Genomic DNA, 15,846 nt, shown 5'->3' on the forward strand with positions numbered 1-15,846 from the left:
CGGGGCCGTGTTCCACGTTACCCTTACAAGTTCATGTATTAAGAGGGCAAAGCCCATGCAAGTCGCGCAGAACGCCGTGGTGGCCATCCACTACACCCTGACCAACGATGCTGGCGAGAAGATCGACAGCTCCGAAGGCCGCGAGCCGCTGGCCTACCTGCACGGGCAGGGCCAGATTGTCCCGGGCCTGGAAAAGGAGCTGGAGGGCAAGGCCGCCGGTGACAAGGTCCAGGCGAAGGTCTCCCCGGAAGAAGGCTATGGCGAGAAGATCGATGCCATGGTCCAGGAGATCCCGATGGATGCCTTCCAGGGCGTCGAATCCGTCGAGCCGGGAATGCAGTTCCAGGCGCAGACCGAGAACGGGCCGCTGACCGTCACCGTGACCAAGGTCGAGGGTGATACGGCCACGGTCGACGGGAACCACCCGCTGGCCGGCGAGACCCTGAACTTCGACGTCGAGATCGTCGAGGTCCGCGAGGCCTCCGCGGAAGAGCTGGAACACGGCCACGCTCACGGCGAGGGCGGTCACCAGCACTGATCGCGCCGGGCCGGCGATACCGCCGGCCTAGCCGCCTTTTTCGACCCGCCCCGGTGCCGCCGGGGCGGGTTTTATCGTTTGGACCCGAGGAAAGTTGACCCGGGCTGCCGCGTATCGATCCGGAGCGAATGGCGCCATATGCGATTGGTATTGCAAACCATTCGCATTAAGGGTAGTGTGCGCTCTGTTCGTGGGCAGAGCGCTTGGCAATCCGCCGGCCAGCCGCGATAGTCGGATTCCGGGAGATGCGTGACCCATACGCGCCGATGTGCGAGCGGGTTAGCTTCTCTTCGGTCAAGGCGTCTATACATTCGTGTCCTGCGGCGAGCTAGCTCATCCATGACCCACCGTTTTTCCATATCCCCTTCCGGCAGTCGTCGTGCGTTGGCGCTGGGCGTGGCCGTGAGCTTCGCGCTGCACGGCGGGATACTGGGCTCGCTATGGGTGATGCGTGATGCCGCACCGGAGTTGGCTGGCACCCGGGGCGGGGGCATGGAGGCACACTGGGTCGAACTGGACGCGGTGTTGCCTGACCCGACCGGGCAAGAAACGGCGGTCGTTGAACCCGACGCCGTGACCGAGACACTTGAGGAACCGGAACCGGAACCGGAACCGGAACCGGAACCGGAACCGGAACCGGAACCGGAACCGGAACCGGAACCGGAGCCGGAGCCAGAGCCAGAGCCGGAGCCGGAGCCGGAGCCGGAGCCGGAGCCGGAGCCAGAGCCGGAGCCGGAGCCAGAGCCGGAGCCGGAGCCAGAGCCGGAGCCGGAGCCGGAGCCGGAGCCAGAGCCAGAGCCAGAGCCAGAGCCAGAGCCAGAACCGAGTCGTTCGGGCGCGTCCGGGCCGGCCGAAGACCAGGAGCCGGCGACGGAGGCGGCCCCCGGTGGGCCGGCGGGCCAAGAGGACGAGCCCTTCGACGAGCCGGGGTTCGGGGCGGAGTACCTGAACAACCCGCCGCCGGACTATCCGCGAATCTCGTTGCGCCGTGGTGAGGAGGGTACCGTTCTGCTGCGAGTGCGGGTCTCCGCGCAGGGGCGGCCGCTGGACTGGTCGGTGGAGGAGAGCAGCGGCCACCGGCGCCTGGACGATGCCGCCGAGGCAGCGATCGAGCATTGGGAGTTCGAGCCTGCCCGCCGTGGGGGACGCGCGGTGGAGGGTGTGGTGCTGGTGCCGATGGAATTTTCGATTCGATGAAAAGGCGACTTCCGGAAAGGGTGCGCCGCCGAGGGTGATTGCATGAACGAGTTCGATGTTTTCTACGTGTTTCGCCATGGCGACCCGGTGCTGGTCGCGGTCTTCGCCGTCTTGTTGCTGATGTCGGGTGCGACCTGGGCGATTGCCGCGAGCAAGCTGTTCACGCTGCTGGGCGTGCGCCGGGACAACCGCGCCACGCTGGCGGCCTTCGATGCCAGCCAGACGGCCCCGGCCTTCCACGACGCGATCCACGACCAGCGCGGCCCGCTGGCGGTGATCGGTCAGGAGGCGTTTGCCGCGTTCGACGACTACCGCGGTGTGCGCGACGGCTCGGACAAGGCCGAACAGCGTCTGGACGACCACGTGGTGCGCCGGATTCGCCAGGCCATGGACCGGCAGCTGCTGCGCATGCAGGCCGGCAACATCGTGTTCGCGTCGGTCGGGGCGCTGGCGCCCTTTGTCGGACTCCTCGGTACCGTCTGGGGTATCCATGGCGCCCTGATCGACATTTCACGGGAGTCGTCGGTGTCCATGGATCTGGTGGCGGGTCCGCTCGGCGAGGCCCTGGTGGCGACCGCCGCCGGTCTGGCCGCGGCGATCCCGGCGGTGGCCTTTTTCAATATCTTCAATCGCGCCCAGCGCCTGCTGCACCAGGACTTCGAGGCCTTCGCACACGATGTGCATGCGCTGCTGATGCACTCTGACCTGAAGCCCGGCAATGCGCGCGAGGCGCGTGACCGCCGCACCGATCCGCATGCACTGCCGGACGACGGCCTGCACCAGGAGGGCTAAGCCATGGCCTTCGGACGCATGGGCGACACCAGCGAGCCAATGTCGGACATGAACGTGATCCCGCTGGTGGATGTGATGCTGGTGCTGCTGGTGATCTTCATCATCACTGCACCGGTGATTAGCCACTCGGTGGATCTGGATCTGCCCCAGGCCACCAGCGAGCCGGTGGACGAGCTCCCGGACAGCGTGACGCTGTCCCTGGACGGAAGCGGCGATCTGTACTGGAACAACGAGTCGGTCTCGCTGGAACGCCTACCGGCGCGCCTGCGCGACGCGCTGGAGGCACAACCCGACATCGCGATCTATCTGCGCGCGGATCGTGACACGCGTTACGAACGCCTGGCCCGGGTGATGGCCGAGGTGCGCCAGTCCGGGGTGAGCCGCATGGCCTTCGTCTCCGAACCGGAGGGGGAACAATGAATTCCGGAACGCATCCACCCGGCAAGCCGGCTGTCCGCCAGGATCCGGGCCCGCGCGAGATCGCCAGCGAGCAGCTGCTGGGCTCCGCGCGGCAGATCCGCATCTGCCACCGCGGCGAGTGGTACACCCTGCGCCGGACCGCCAACGACAAGCTGATCCTGACCAAGTAAACCCCGTGAAACACCGGCCACGGTCCACACCGTGGCACCTGCCAGCCAGGGGAGCCTCTCCCTCAGCCAGCCTCCAATCCGTCACCGATCCGCGGCGCCCCGGCGTCCGTGGCGGTGTTGATGCTGGCCAACTCAAGGGAGACAACCATGGCTCGAAACCATCTGGCAAGCCGCCGAATCGCACGACCCGCCGACCACTCGCGCAACTCCGGGGTATGGAGGCGACGTGCCGTCGTACTCGCAATTGCCGGGGCCGTGGGGATTCCCGCGCTGCATGCCGACGAGGCCGCCCCGACCGCCGAGTCCGGAACCGAGGCCCGGCTGGCGCCGGTGCAGATCCTCGGAGACGTGACCGCGACGCAGCGCCTGCCCGGCTCGGCGGCCGTGGTGGGTCGCGAACAGCTGGAAACCGAAGGGACCACGGACATCCACCAGGCGCTCAAGACCGTGCCCGGCGTGTACGTGCAGGAGGAAGACGGGGCGGGTCTGCGCCCCAATATCGGGATCCGTGCGGCGCCTCCGGGCCGCAGCAGCAAGGTGACCCTGATGGAGGACAACGTGCTGATCGCCCCGGCACCGTATTCCAACCCGGCGGCCTACTATTTCCCGACCACGATGCGGGTCAGCGAGATCGAAGTGCTCAAGGGGGCCCCGCTGTTGCGCCACGGGCCGCAGACCACCGGGGGCGTGATCAATCTGGTATCCACGCCCATCCCCCGGGAACGCGGAGGCTCCATCGAGACGGTGGTGAACGATCGGGGCGGCACCGACGTGCACGCGATGTTCGGGGATCGCTCCGGTGACTGGAGCTACATGGTCGAGACCGTCCAGCGCAACGGGGCCGGCTTCAAGGACATCGATCGCAGCAACCGCGATACCGGCTACGACATCCAGGACTATGTCGGCAAGCTGCGCTGGGATGGCGAGCGCCAGAGCATCGAGGCCAAGGTCCAGTACTCGGAGGAAACGTCCAACGAGACCTATCTTGGCCTGACCGACGCGGATTTCGCGCGTGACCCCAATCGGCGCTATGGCCTGTCCGAGATCGATCAGATGGAGAACGACCACCTCGGTCTGAGCGTCACGCATGACATCGATTGGTCCGAGCGCGTGCGCATGACCACCACGTTGTACCGCAACGAATTCGCCCGAAACTGGTTCAAGCTGGGCGGGGGCGGCTCGTTCATTGACGACGCCAATCGGGGCGACGCGACCGCGCAACGAATCCTCCGGGGCGAGGACGATGTGGCGGGGCTGACCTACCGCAACAACAACCGTGAGTATGTGTCCGAGGGCATCCAGACCGAACTGGGCATGGACTTCGGGGACCACTGGCTGCGTGCGGGTGCCCGCTATCACCAGGACGAGATGGACCGCTTCCAGCCGGACGACATCTACGATCAGGTCAACGGTTCCCTGGTCTACCAGGAGACCATCCAGCCGACGGGCAGCAACAACCGGTTCGAGGATGCGCAGGCCCGGAGCTTCTGGCTCGCCGACGAGTGGTACGTCAGTGACCGGCTGACCGCCAACCTGCTGCTGCGCTACGAGGATGTCGAGACCTCGCGGACTCAGTATGCCGACACGCAGCGTAACGTCGTGGATTCGCGGCGCTCCAACTCCAGCAGCGTCTGGCTGCCGGGGGCCTCGCTAACTTACGACTTCACGGATCGCTGGCAACTGCTGGCCGGGGTTCATCGTGGGTTTGCTCCCCTGGGGGGCGGCGCGACCGAAGAACAGGATCCAGAAACCAGTACCAACTGGGAACTGGGCGCGCGGTATCAGGGCGACCATGCGTTTGTCGAGGCGATTGGTTTCTACAGCGATTTCTCCGACTTTGTGCAGAACTGCTCGGTGGCGACGCCCTGCTCGGACGGTTCCACCTCCGGGACCTTCACGACCGGGGAGGCGGTCATCTCCGGACTGGAGTTGCGGGCCTCCACGGGGATGGATCTGGGATCCTTCCACGCGCCCCTGGAGGCCAGCTACACCTACACCCGTGCCGAGGCCAGCGCGGACAACCCGGCCTCGGGGCAGCAAGAAGGCGATCGCTTGCAGGGGGTCCCGCGCCACCAGTTCAGCCTTCGAGGGGGCCTCGAGCACGCGAGTGGCTGGAACCACTACGCGGTCGTGAAGTACATCGACGCGACCTGCAACAGCGATGGCTGTAACCGGAGCGCGGGCGCATTCGACCGCACCGAGTCGCTGACCACGATCGACCTGGTGAGCCAGTATCCCCTGGGCAGGAACACCGACCTCTATGCCCGGGTGAGCAACGTGCTGGATGAGCAAAGGATCATCTCCCGTTCCCCGGACGGTGCCCGGCCCAACGAACCGCGTACGTTCTCGGTCGGGTTAACGCACCGGTTCTGAGTCGGTGTCCCTTGAATTGCAGACTGCGGTCTTCTTGTACGGGGTAAGCGGATCCGGCAGCTCGTCACAGTCTGGACGGCAGGGTTTCGGGAAGATGGATCGTATAGTGCGTTTCCGGGTCGAAAGCCCCGAGTGTCCCCTCCTCGACGGGTAACTGTCGGGTGCTGGGGAGGAAGCGAGAAAGGACCTTGACGGTAAAGGAGAACACCATGTGGAAATCACGACTGACGATCCTGATGCTCGCCCTGATGATGGCCCTGGGCAGTGCCACCCTCGCGGGTTGTGACAATCAGGGCCCGGCGGAAGAAGCGGGCGAGAACATTGATGACGCCATGGACGACGCCGGCGATGCGATGGAGGATGCCGGCGACGAGATGGAAGACACCTTCAGCGACTGATTCACTGTCCTGCAGGATGCAGAAGCCCCGGCACGCGCGGCGTATCGGGGCTTCTTTGTGTCCACCCTGGTTTGGGCGTCAGCGGTTGCCATCGCCCTCGGGTGCGAGGGAGCCGCCCTGTTCGTCCATGCCGTCGTCCGTCGGCGGCTGTTGCTGCATCCCGCCTTCCGGTGGCTGCTGCATGTCGTCCTCGGGCGGCGGGGCGCTCTGCATGCCGCCTTCACCGGTTCCGGGCTGTTCCTGCATCTGTTGCTCCTCGAACTCCTCCATGCCCATGTCGCCGTCGGAGCAGCCCATCAGGAAGACGAAGGGTGCGATGGCCGTGGCCGCCAGGATCTTGGTGGAATGCTTCATGGAAACTCCTGTCCATTGGGGTGAATGCGAACGAAAGACTGCGTTCATCCCTCGTGACCATCACGCCCCCTGCTATGTTTCCGGAAATGCGTCACAGAATCAGGCCTCGTCGGGCCGTCGTGGCGCTCGTCACGTATCCCCGTGCGGTTTGTCGACGCCCCGGCGAGCGGCCGCTAAAGTGGTGACCAGACAATTCCGGATCGCAGTGATGACCCAACCTTCCCAGCTCGAAGTCCTTCTCGACCAGGCCCGCAACGCCTGGGCCCGGGGTGAGCATGACGCCGCGATGGCCCTCTGGCGCGAGGGAGCCGAGGCCGGTGAGCCCCAGTGCGCCTTCAATCTCGGGGTGCTGCTGGACGAGGGGCGGTACCTGCCGCGGGATCCGCTCGAGGCTGCGCAGTGGTACCAGCGTTCGGCCGAGGCCGGTTTCCCGGATGCGGCCTTCAATCTGGCGGTTCTGTTCGAGCAGGGAGACGGGCTGGAGGCGAACCCCAACGAGGCGGCGCGCTGGTTCCATATCGCGGCGGAGCGTGGAAACGCCCAGGCCATGTTCAATCTGGGGCTCAAGTTCGACGAGGGTCGGGGCCTGCCGCAGGATCCGGAGCAGGCGGCCCAATGGTACCTGCTGGCGGCCGAGGCCGGCGAAGGTCGCGGCGCCGCCAATCTCGCGCGCCTGTTCGCCATGGGCGAGGGGATGGAGCGTTCCGACGTGTCGGCGTTCAAGTGGTATGCGATTGCGGCGGAGATGGGGGTCGCGAGCGCGGCGCGTCACCGAGAGCGTGTGGCACGGGAGCTCAGTCCCGACGAGCGTCTGCACGCGGGCGAACGCGCCCAGGAGTGGCTGCGGAATCAGGCACAGGCCAAGGCAGCGCCGCGCCTGCAGTAGCCGGCACGGCCGCCTGTCAGGGAAGTGCGGATTGGCGGGGTTGCTCTCGCCTGCCGATCGCCACGGCGCCGCGCGATGACGGGTGATCGGTGCGGCGGGGTGTTCGGGATGATGAAAGCGTGGGATATGGCATATCACGCAGGGATTCAGGTCACTGCGCAGGACCCAAACGCGCCTCTTCCGATCTTCCAGCCTTCCTGTGAAGCGCTGTGGATCTTTTTCGTGCGCTTCGCGGAGGGCTAAATCACCACGTTCAGTTCGCGGCGCGGTTCCTCGGCCGGGCCGGCCAGGCTGACCGCGAGCTCCACACGACGGCGCAGCGCCTCGACCCCGCCGCCGCCCAGCGGGCCGCCGTCGGCCGGGGCGTCGGTGGCATCGTTACCGCTGCGGAAGGCCTCGATCTGGGCCGCCACGCGGGCGCGCGAGGCCATTTCCTGCTCCGAGCGCGGCGGGAAGGCCAGGCCCTGATCCTGCTCGGCATCGCCGCGGCGATTCTCGTCCTGTTCCGTGCGATCCTCGATCGGCCGGCGGGCCTCGCCGGCCTCGGGGTCGTTCAGTGGGCGATCGAAGTCGGCCGGCGTGGAGAGCTGCCCCAGGCCCAGCCGGTCACTGCCGGTCGGGCGTGTGCCGACCGGTACCGCAGCCGAAGGATTGGTGACCGGGACTTCCATCGCGTTACTCGGCGAGCCTCCTGATCGTTCGGTGTGTCAATCGTTGTCCGGGGTCAGGCACGTACGTCCAGCAGCGCGCCAACCATCTGATCTTCGGCCTGCAGGGTCTTCACCGAGGCCTCGACCTGGTTCTGGCTGGCGATCATGCCGACCTGGGCACCCGTGCTCTCGCGGCTGCCGGCATTCTCGGTGGCCACCGTGTGGGCCTGCTGGCGCATGTTGGTGATGCCCTTCTGGATGCCCGCGAGGGAGGCGCTTGCGTCGATCATGGTTTCGAGCCTGTTGTGCTTGCGGTTGCAACGGTATGACCCGATTATAGATCAATTAGTTGCACTTCACCTCCCGGCGGCCCAGGCGGCGGTCAGGCGGTGTCCAGGAGGGCCTGCAGACGGGCTTGCACGATATCGCGCGCGCCCGCCTGGCGGGCCTGCCATTCCACGAGGCGTTCCCGGCGGGCCTGTGGGTCGATCCCTTCCGCGAGACGCGCGAGGAGTTCGTCGGCCACCTGCTCGGGGTCCTCGCCACGGGCAACCAGTCCGGTGTGTTCGGCGGCCATGCGCAGGCGGGTGGCGGCATCCGGGTGGCGTTCGTTTTCCGCCGGACCGCAGATCACCGCGCTGCCGCAGGCCAAGGGCAGACCCAGGTCCGGGGGTGTCTCGCTGGCGGCCAGGGTGCCGCCTGGCAGGGTCACGTCGGCGCAGGCGTAGGCCGCGTGCAGGGTCTCCGGGTCCTCGATGTAGTAGACCCGGTTCTTGCGCGGCACGAAGGACGTCATGAAGCGGTTGTGGCGGATGATCGGCAGCGAGTACTTGATCGCGTCACGGTAGACCGGCTCGTGGCGCGCCGGGTCGGCCGGTGCCAGCAGCAGGATGGCGGCGCTCTTGCGCAGCATCGCGAACAGCACGGCGAAGGCGAAGGCCTCCTCGCCGGGGCCGGTATTGGGCGCGAGCAGGATCGGGTGACCCTTCTCGTGGTACTCGCGGAAGCGCTCGCAGAACACGCCGTCTCCGGACGGGGCCGGGGGTAGTTCCACGGCGCCGGCGATTGGGTCGCCGATCACCTCGGCGCCTTCATGGGCGCCCTCGCGCGCGGCGAACCGTGCGTTCCACTGCGTGCCGGTCGCGCCGTCGCCCTCGGCATTGACCCAGATACGGGGCACCGCAAGCGTGTCGAGGGCTGGCCCCAGGTCGCCGTGGCCGGCATGCAGGGTACCGATGACCACGACGGCGCGCGGTTGCAGGCGGCCCAGGCGTGTCGCGGCCAGCTCGGGGTGCAAGGCCAGCGCCGGGACGCCATCCATCAGGCCCTCGGCCTCGCGATCCTGACGGCAGTCGGTGACGCCCAGTGCGATGGGTCCGTTCCTGCCGGCGAGCTCCTGCAGCCAGTCCGCTGCGGCCTCGAGGGTGGCCCGCGGGCCCAGGATCAGGATCCGCCCGCTGCTTTCCCCGGGGACAGAACGGGCGGTGATCCAGGCAGACAAACGTGCGAACATGGCGGGCTGTTATCCGGTGGTCGGGCGAGCGTCGCATTATACGAGGCGGCGCGCAGTGCCCGCCACGGGCGGGCCTTACGTTGTCTCGAGGGGAATCGCGGTATGGGCGTGCGCTGGATTGTCGGGCTGGTGGTGATGGGAGTGATCCTGGCCCTGGCCATGTGGGTCTATTCCAACCCGGGCGGGATGCGCAGCCAGCATTTCTCCGATCTGCCCTGGCAGATCGAGGTCGGGGATCGTCAACGCACGCGGGTGCTGGGGGTCGTGCTGGGCGAGACCACCATGGCCGACCTGATGCACCGCCTGCCGGTACCGGACATCCGCCTGTTCGTGGATGCCGATGGCTCGCGCTCGCTGGAGGCCTATTACGTGAACGCGCGCATCCCGCCGTTCGAGGCCAACCTGATCCTGCGCCCGGATCTGGACGACGCCGCGCTGGACCGGATCGAATCCGAGACGACCTCCGAGCGTCCGATGCCCAGCGGGGCCCGGCGCTACGGGCTGAGCGACGATGCCCTGACCTCGCTGGGCAACGTGCCGATCGTCGAGATGAGCTACATCCCGCGCGCGCGCTGGACCGAGGATCTGATCGCCGAGCGTTTCGGCGAGCCGCGCGAGCGGATGCGTATCGACTCCGATCACAGTTACTGGCTCTACCCCGAGGACGGACTCGCGATCCTCGTCCCGCGCCGCGGCCGCGTGCTGATGCATTACGTTACCCAGGAACGCTGGGGGCAGACGGTGGAACGCCTGCGCGACGAGGGGCGTCGTCGCCTGGGCGAGGATCACGGGGATCATGAGTGAGTCGAGCCCGACGGATGACCGCCCGTTCTGGGAGCGCCCGCTCGAGAGCCTGACCCATGCCGAGTGGGAAGCCCTGTGCGATGGCTGCGGCCGCTGCTGCCTGCACAAGCTGGAAGACGAGGACTCCGGCGAGCTCGCCTTCACCTGGCTGGCCTGCGACCTGCTCGACTGCGAGACCGGCTACTGCTCGGACTATGCGAACCGCCGCGACTTCGTGCCGGACTGTATCCAGCTGACACGACAGGATCTGCCGCACTACCAATGGCTGCCGCCGACCTGTGCCTATCGGTTGCGCTTCGAGGGCCATCCGCTGCCGACCTGGCACCCGCTTCTGAGCGGTGACCCGCAGACGGTCCGCCGTGCCCGGGTGTCGGTGGCCGGGCGCGTGATCCGCGAGCAGGACGCGCCGGACCTGCCGCTGATCGACTACGTGGTGGACTGGCCCGGCGAGGTGCCCGAGTCCGCGCGCCTGTGGCGCCCGGTGGTCCGTCTGCCGCGGGAGTAGCCATGCCGGCAGTGGTGGACCTGTTCGTCTACGGGACGCTCAAGCGCGGCTTCGCCAACCACCGTGCGTTCTGCGAGCGCGCGACCAAGATACGCACCGCGTCGATCGCCGGAACGATGTTTGATCTGTCCGTGGGCTATCCGGCCGTACAGATCCCCGGCGACAGCATCCTGCTGGAGGCGGGCCCCGATCCCGTGCGCGATGCAGGGCGCCAGCGGCTCGTCCGGAACCCGGTGCCACCCGGGCGGGCCGGGGATGCCTGCGGCCGCGTCCAGGGCGAATGGATCCGCCTGCCCGACCCGGCCTGCACCCTGCCGCCAGTGGACGCCCTCGAAGGCCTGCGTCGCGACCGCCGCGGGGAATATCGCCGCGCACTGGTTCCCGCCTGGACGGAGGAGGGACCCCGGGCCCTGTGGGTGTACTGGATGCCGCAGTTGCCGCCCGATGCGCGCTACTTGCCGGATGGGGCCTGGCCGGCGCGGTCCTGATCCGGACAGCGCGTTCATTGTGGTCCCGAAACGCCGACGGCCCGGTCCGAAAGCGGTAGGATGCCGATGAGTGCAGCGAATCGCATCGGGTGGCCCATGGGGTGAGTGCCACGTCTTGAACGATGCGATTCGCTGCGCTCATCGCATCCTACGGTTTCCCTGGTATTCGTGGTTCCGGGGAGGCGCTAGCCGGCGGAGGCGAGGAGTTCGCGGGCGTGGGTGCGGGTGGTCTCGGTGAGCTGGGTCCCGCCGATCAGGCGGGCCAGGGCCTCCACGCGGCGTTCGTCGTCCAGCGGCTGGATCGCGGTGCGGGTGCCGTCCTCGGCGTGCGACTTCTGCACCTCCAGCTGCTGGTGCGCCTGGGCGGCGACCTGGGCGAGGTGGGTCACGCACAGGACCTGATGGCGCTCGCCCAGGGTGCGCAGCTTGCGCCCGACGACCTCGGCGACCGCGCCGCTGATGCCGCTGTCGACCTCGTCGAAGATCAGCGTGGGTACGGTCTCCTGCTGGCTGGCCAGTACCTGCAGCGCGAGCCCGATGCGCGAGAGTTCGCCGCCGGAGGCGACCTTGGCCATCGGCTGCGGCGTGGCGCCGGGGTTCGCGGCCACGCGAAATTCGATGTGGTCCACGCCGTGTGCCTGCGGCTTGTCGGCGGGCTCGACCCCGATCTCGAAGTGGCCGCCGGCCATGCCCAGTTCCTGCATGGTCTCGGTGACCGCCTGCCCGATGCGTTCTGCCGTCTGCTGGCGGGCCTGGGTAAGCGCGGCGGCGGCGGCATCGAACTGCGCGCGGGTCTCCTGCTCGCGGGCCTCCAGGGCCTCGACCGTCTGGTCGCCGTTCTCCAGGGCGTCCAGCTCCGTTTGCAGGTCGTCGTACAGCCCGGGCAGGGCTTCGGGCTCGATTCGGTGCTTGCGCGCCAGACGGAGGTATTCGCTGACGCGGGTATCCAGTTCGGCGAGGCGCTCCGGGTCCAGCTCGATGCCATCGGCCAGGCGGCGCAGGGTGTCGCCGGCCTCGTCGATCTGGATGCGCGCGGATTCCAGCAGCTCGATCGCCGGGTTGACCCGTTCGTCGTGCTGCGCGGCGTCCTGCAGGGCGTGCAGGACCTGGCCCAGCTGCGTGTCCAGCCCACTGTCGTCCTCGATCTGCTGGCTGGCGGTTTGCAGGGCGGTGAGGACCTCGGTGCCGTGGGCGAGCTGGTTCTGCTCGGTCAGCAGTTGCGGGTATTCGTCCGCGACTGGCGCCAGTTCGGCCAGCTCGCCGGTCTGGAAGCGCAGCAGGTCCAGGCGGTCGGAGGTGTCGGCCTGGGCCTCGCGCGCCTGTTCCAGGGTGCGCGCCGCTTCGCGCCAGGCGCGGTAGGCCCCGCGGACATCGGCGACCGGGTGGCCGTCGAGAAAGCCGTCCAGCCAGTGGCGCTGGGTGTCGCGCTGCAGCAGTTGCTGGTGCGCGTGCTGGCCGTGGATGTCCACCAGCCACTCGCCCAGGGCGCGCAGCTGCCCGACGGCGACCGGACGGCCGTTGATCCAGGCGCGGCTCTTGCCCTGACGGGTCAGTACGCGGCGCAGCAGTACGTGATCGTCGTCATCGTCGCCCAGCTCCTGTTCGGCCAGCCAGTGGGTGGCCGGGCCGTGTTCCGGCAGGGCGAACTCGGCGGACAGGTCGGCCTGTTCGGCGCCCTCGCGCACCATGCCGGCGTCGGCGCGGTCGCCCAGCAGCTGGCCGATCACGTCGATCAGGATGGACTTGCCGGCCCCGGTCTCGCCGGTCAGGGCGCTCAGGCCGGTGTCCAGCTCCAGCTCCAGCCGGTCGATGATCGCGAAATCGCGGATGCTGATCAGTCGCAGCATGGCGGGATCAGGGCTGCTCGCCCCAGCGCAGCTTGGTGCGGAGCACGCGCAGGAAGTGGTGTTCGCGGGGATGGATCAGGGTCAGGGCCTGTTCGCGGCGGTGGATGCGCAGCAGGTCGCCGGGGGCGAAGTCCACGTTCTCCTGGCCGTCCAGCGCGATCTGGGCCGGCGAACGGCTGCCACTGGACAGGCGGATCTCGATGGTGGAACGGCCGCTGACCACCAGCGGCCGGTGATTCAGGCTGTGCGGGCAGACCGGCACCAGCACCATCGCGTCCAGCTGGGGGGTCAGGATCGGCCCGCCGGCGGACAGCGCGTAGGCGGTGGAGCCGGTGGGGGTGGCGACGACCAGCCCGTCGGCGCGCAGGCGTCCGACATCCATGCCGTCGATCGCGGTGTCGAACTCGATGATGCGTACGACGCTCAGCACGTGCAGGACCACGTCGTTCAGGGCGATGCCGCGATGGATGGTCACGCCGTCGCGGATCAGCTCGGCCTCCAGCATGGCGCGCGGTTCGCGTTCGAAGGCCCCGTCCAGCACCTCGCCCAGTTCCTCCGGGGCGGTATCCGGCGAGACATCCACCAGGAAGCCGAGGCGGCCCAGGTTGATGCCCAGCAGGGGCGTGTCGGCATCGGCCACCTCGCGTGCCGTGGCCAGCAGGGTCCCGTCGCCGCCGATCACGATCAGCAGGTCGACCTCGCGCGCCAGCTCGTTCAGTGCCAGGAGCCCGACACTGTCGGGACGCTCGTAGCCGTCGATCTCCTGTTCCATGAAGACCTGGCGCCCGCGTTCCTGGAGCAGACCGACGAGCGTCGCGACCAGCGGGGCGGTGCGCGAGTCGCTGGTTTTGCCGACCAGCCCGACCTTGTTGAAGTCTGGCATCATGCCGGCATTATCCGGAAAAGGGACCGCGACTGCACCCGGGGTTTCTTGACCTGATACCGGCACGATCCAAGACTGTAGTTCCCAGGCACTCGACCGAGTGGAGCGCTGACGACCCATGGAAAACGCTTTCATCAATCTGGACGCCAGGGCCCGTACCCTGCTGCGGACCCTGATCGAGAGCTATATCCGGGACGGCCAGCCCGTCGGTTCGCGCACCCTGGCCCGGACCTCGGGGCTCAGCGTGAGTGCCGCCACCGTGCGCAACGTGATGGCGGATCTCGAGGACATGGGCCTGATCCAGGCGCCGCATACCTCGGCCGGGCGCATCCCGACCCCCGCCGGCTACCGGCTGTTCGTCGACAGCCTGCTGGAGGTGCGCAACCCCTCGCCGGAGGAGATCCGCGCCATCCAGTCCGGGTTCGACCCGAACGCCAGCACCCAGGACCTGATGGATACCACCAGCAACCTGCTGTCGCGCGTCACGCGCATGGCCGGGATGGTGCGCCTGCCACGCCACCGCAATGTGGCGCTGAGCCAGATCGAGTTCCTGCGTCTGGGCGAGGGCCGCATCCTCGCGATCCTGGTGATCGACGGCAAGGAAGTGCAGAACCGCGTGCTGGAGCTGGAGCGCGACTTCGGCCAGGACGAGCTTCAGCGCATGGCGAACTACCTCAATGCGCACCTGGCCGGAAAGAGCCTGCATGCGGTGCGCGCCGAACTGCTGCGCGAGATGCGTGACGTGCGCGACGACCTGGACGCGATGATGCTGGCGGCGATCGACCTCGGCGAGCAGGCGGTCGGCGACGAGGACCCGGACGACGTGGTCGTGGCCGGCCAGACCCACCTGCTCGGCTACGAGGAGTTGGCGGACATGGAACGCCTGCGCCAGCTGCTGGAGGCCTTCAACGAGAAGCAGGAGATCCTGGGCATCCTCGACCAGTGTATCCGCAGCGACCGGGTGCAGATCTTTATCGGTCGCGAGTCCGGGCTGGACTGGTTCGAGAACTGCTCGGTGGTGACCGCGCCCTACAGTGTCGACGGCGAGGTGGTGGGCGTCCTCGGCGTGATCGGCCCCACGCGCATGTCCTACGACCGGGTGATCCCGATCGTGGACGTGACCGCGCGCCTGCTGGGTTCGGCGCTGGGCGATCACCCGGCGAACGACCCGAAATAGCGGACGGCGCGCGAAAATCACAACGCCGGTCGCGCCGCCCTTGAAACCCGGGCAGGTGCCCCCACTCTCCACGTAGTCAAGCCGAATTCACCCTGCCGGCCGGTTGGCGAGCCGGCGGGCGGTTTCATTTTTCATTCGATTCGCGAGGCCGACATGTCCGAACAGCGGGAACCACAGGAACAACCGGAAGAGCTCGAGACCCGGAACGAAGAGGCCGGCGCGGCCGCCGAGGCGGGGAACGAGGGCGCGGACGCCACGGAAGACCGGTTGCAGGAGCTCGAGGCCCTGGCCGAGGAGCGCCGCGACCAGGCCCTGCGTGCCCAGGCGGAACTGGAGAACCAGCGCCGGCGCTTTGAGCGCGAGCTGGAAAACGCCCACAAGTACGCGATGGAGAAGTTTGCCTCCGAGATGCTGGAGGTCAGCGACTCGCTGGAGATGGGCCTGAAGGCCGCGCGCGAGACCCAGGATGTCGAGCGCATCATCGAGGGTGCCGAGCTGACCCTGAAGAATCTGAACAAGGTCTTCGAGAAGTTCGGCATCCAGGCCGAGGACCCGACCGGCCAGCGTTTCGATCCGGAGCGTCACCAGGCGATGTCCATGCAGGAGGACCCGGAGAATCCGCCGAACACCGTGGTGGCCACCATGCAGAAGGGATTCCTGCTGCAGGGACGCGTGCTCCGCCCGGCCATGGTCGTGGTTTCCAAGGCACCGACCTCCCCGAATATCGACGAAAGCGCCTGACGCGGTCTTTCGGGGCCGGTTTTCGGGCGGGGTGACACCCCGGCCCTTGAAAACCCGGCCCGGGGCCCCAGATTCCCGTACAAGTTGGCAGAGAACGAAGCTCTGCAGCG

The 15,846-nt window shown here is 67.8% G+C and carries 19 protein-coding genes; 13 read left to right on the forward strand and 6 right to left on the reverse strand.

Annotated elements, in window-relative coordinates:
* Nucleotides 1–55: 55 nt before the first annotated feature.
* From F817_RS0101365 to F817_RS0101400, 7 genes are all read left to right on the forward strand, one after another.
* Nucleotides 56–538 carry a peptidylprolyl isomerase gene (locus F817_RS0101365; RefSeq protein WP_024325963.1) on the forward strand — a complete coding sequence of 161 codons (483 nt, stop codon included), beginning with the start codon at nucleotides 56–58 and terminating at the stop codon, nucleotides 536–538.
* Nucleotides 539–1,030: 492 nt separating this feature from the next.
* Nucleotides 1,031–1,735 (forward strand): energy transducer TonB, encoded by a 705-nt coding sequence (locus F817_RS0101370; protein WP_369774196.1) that lies wholly within the window; start codon nucleotides 1,031–1,033, stop codon nucleotides 1,733–1,735.
* Nucleotides 1,736–1,777: 42 nt separating this feature from the next.
* The gene (locus F817_RS0101375) at nucleotides 1,778–2,527 is read left to right on the forward strand and encodes a MotA/TolQ/ExbB proton channel family protein (RefSeq protein WP_024325965.1); all 750 of its coding nucleotides are present in this window, start codon (nucleotides 1,778–1,780) and stop codon (nucleotides 2,525–2,527) included.
* 3 nt (nucleotides 2,528–2,530) lie between these two features.
* The gene (locus F817_RS0101380; protein ID WP_024325966.1) at nucleotides 2,531–2,947 is read left to right on the forward strand and encodes a biopolymer transporter ExbD; all 417 of its coding nucleotides are present in this window, start codon (nucleotides 2,531–2,533) and stop codon (nucleotides 2,945–2,947) included.
* Complete coding sequence (hemP, locus tag F817_RS13920) at nucleotides 2,944–3,117, forward strand: hemin uptake protein HemP (RefSeq protein ID WP_018175863.1); 174 nt, start codon at nucleotides 2,944–2,946, stop codon at nucleotides 3,115–3,117. Before F817_RS0101380 ends, hemP begins: the two co-directional genes overlap by 4 nt.
* Nucleotides 3,118–3,372: 255 nt before the next feature.
* A complete protein-coding gene (locus F817_RS0101390) occupies nucleotides 3,373–5,490 on the forward strand; it encodes a TonB-dependent receptor domain-containing protein (RefSeq protein ID WP_024325967.1) in 2,118 nt (705 codons plus the stop codon).
* A 209-nt stretch (nucleotides 5,491–5,699) separates the two neighbouring features.
* Nucleotides 5,700–5,888: a hypothetical protein gene (locus tag F817_RS0101400; protein WP_018865780.1), complete on the forward strand. Its 189-nt coding sequence runs from the start codon at nucleotides 5,700–5,702 to the stop codon at nucleotides 5,886–5,888.
* A 78-nt stretch (nucleotides 5,889–5,966) separates the two neighbouring features.
* Here F817_RS0101400 and F817_RS0101405 read toward each other — a convergent pair whose 3' ends face one another.
* The gene (locus F817_RS0101405) at nucleotides 5,967–6,242 is read right to left on the reverse strand and encodes a hypothetical protein (RefSeq protein WP_024325968.1); all 276 of its coding nucleotides are present in this window, start codon (nucleotides 6,240–6,242) and stop codon (nucleotides 5,967–5,969) included.
* A 208-nt stretch (nucleotides 6,243–6,450) separates the two neighbouring features.
* Between F817_RS0101405 and F817_RS0101410 the strand changes: the two genes are divergently transcribed.
* A complete protein-coding gene (locus F817_RS0101410; protein WP_024325969.1) occupies nucleotides 6,451–7,128 on the forward strand; it encodes a tetratricopeptide repeat protein in 678 nt (225 codons plus the stop codon).
* 239 nt (nucleotides 7,129–7,367) lie between these two features.
* On the opposite strand, the gene F817_RS0101420 is transcribed toward F817_RS0101410, so the two are convergent.
* From F817_RS0101420 to F817_RS0101430, 3 genes are all read right to left on the reverse strand, one after another.
* Nucleotides 7,368–7,799 carry a hypothetical protein gene (locus F817_RS0101420; RefSeq protein WP_024325970.1) on the reverse strand — a complete coding sequence of 144 codons (432 nt, stop codon included), beginning with the start codon at nucleotides 7,797–7,799 and terminating at the stop codon, nucleotides 7,368–7,370.
* Nucleotides 7,800–7,852: 53 nt separating this feature from the next.
* Nucleotides 7,853–8,068 (reverse strand): hypothetical protein, encoded by a 216-nt coding sequence (locus F817_RS0101425; protein ID WP_024325971.1) that lies wholly within the window; start codon nucleotides 8,066–8,068, stop codon nucleotides 7,853–7,855.
* A 92-nt stretch (nucleotides 8,069–8,160) separates the two neighbouring features.
* Nucleotides 8,161–9,291 carry a hypothetical protein gene (locus F817_RS0101430; protein WP_024325972.1) on the reverse strand — a complete coding sequence of 377 codons (1,131 nt, stop codon included), beginning with the start codon at nucleotides 9,289–9,291 and terminating at the stop codon, nucleotides 8,161–8,163.
* A gap of 102 nt (nucleotides 9,292–9,393) precedes the next feature.
* On the opposite strand from F817_RS0101430, the gene F817_RS0101435 reads away from it, so the two are divergent.
* From F817_RS0101435 to F817_RS0101445, 3 genes are read left to right on the forward strand one after another with little or no spacing between them, the layout of a single operon-like run.
* Nucleotides 9,394–10,095: a hypothetical protein gene (locus tag F817_RS0101435; RefSeq protein WP_024325973.1), complete on the forward strand. Its 702-nt coding sequence runs from the start codon at nucleotides 9,394–9,396 to the stop codon at nucleotides 10,093–10,095.
* Nucleotides 10,088–10,600 (forward strand): YcgN family cysteine cluster protein, encoded by a 513-nt coding sequence (locus tag F817_RS0101440; protein ID WP_024325974.1) that lies wholly within the window; start codon nucleotides 10,088–10,090, stop codon nucleotides 10,598–10,600. The genes F817_RS0101435 and F817_RS0101440 overlap by 8 nt, the downstream gene beginning before the upstream one ends.
* 2 nt (nucleotides 10,601–10,602) lie before the next feature.
* Nucleotides 10,603–11,088, forward strand: coding sequence for a gamma-glutamylcyclotransferase (locus F817_RS0101445; protein WP_024325975.1), 486 nt, complete (start codon nucleotides 10,603–10,605; stop codon nucleotides 11,086–11,088).
* Between the two features lie 185 nt (nucleotides 11,089–11,273).
* On the opposite strand, the gene recN is transcribed toward F817_RS0101445, so the two are convergent.
* Both recN and F817_RS0101455 read right to left on the reverse strand, forming a co-directional pair.
* Nucleotides 11,274–12,935: a DNA repair protein RecN gene (recN, locus tag F817_RS0101450; protein WP_024325976.1), complete on the reverse strand. Its 1,662-nt coding sequence runs from the start codon at nucleotides 12,933–12,935 to the stop codon at nucleotides 11,274–11,276.
* 7 nt (nucleotides 12,936–12,942) lie between these two features.
* Nucleotides 12,943–13,821: an NAD(+) kinase gene (locus tag F817_RS0101455; protein WP_024325977.1), complete on the reverse strand. Its 879-nt coding sequence runs from the start codon at nucleotides 13,819–13,821 to the stop codon at nucleotides 12,943–12,945.
* A 115-nt stretch (nucleotides 13,822–13,936) separates the two neighbouring features.
* Between F817_RS0101455 and hrcA the strand changes: the two genes are divergently transcribed.
* Nucleotides 13,937–14,995 carry a heat-inducible transcriptional repressor HrcA gene (gene hrcA, locus F817_RS0101460; protein ID WP_024325978.1) on the forward strand — a complete coding sequence of 353 codons (1,059 nt, stop codon included), beginning with the start codon at nucleotides 13,937–13,939 and terminating at the stop codon, nucleotides 14,993–14,995.
* A 153-nt stretch (nucleotides 14,996–15,148) separates the two neighbouring features.
* On the forward strand, nucleotides 15,149–15,736 hold the full coding sequence (grpE, locus tag F817_RS0101465) for a nucleotide exchange factor GrpE (RefSeq protein WP_024325979.1): 588 nt from the start codon (nucleotides 15,149–15,151) through the stop codon (nucleotides 15,734–15,736).
* The last annotated feature ends 110 nt before the right edge of the window (nucleotides 15,737–15,846 follow it).

Origin of the sequence: Thioalkalivibrio sp. AKL19 (assembly GCF_000420165.1) — a bacterium.
In the GTDB taxonomy this organism is placed as follows: Bacteria; Pseudomonadota; Gammaproteobacteria; order Ectothiorhodospirales; family Ectothiorhodospiraceae; genus Thioalkalivibrio.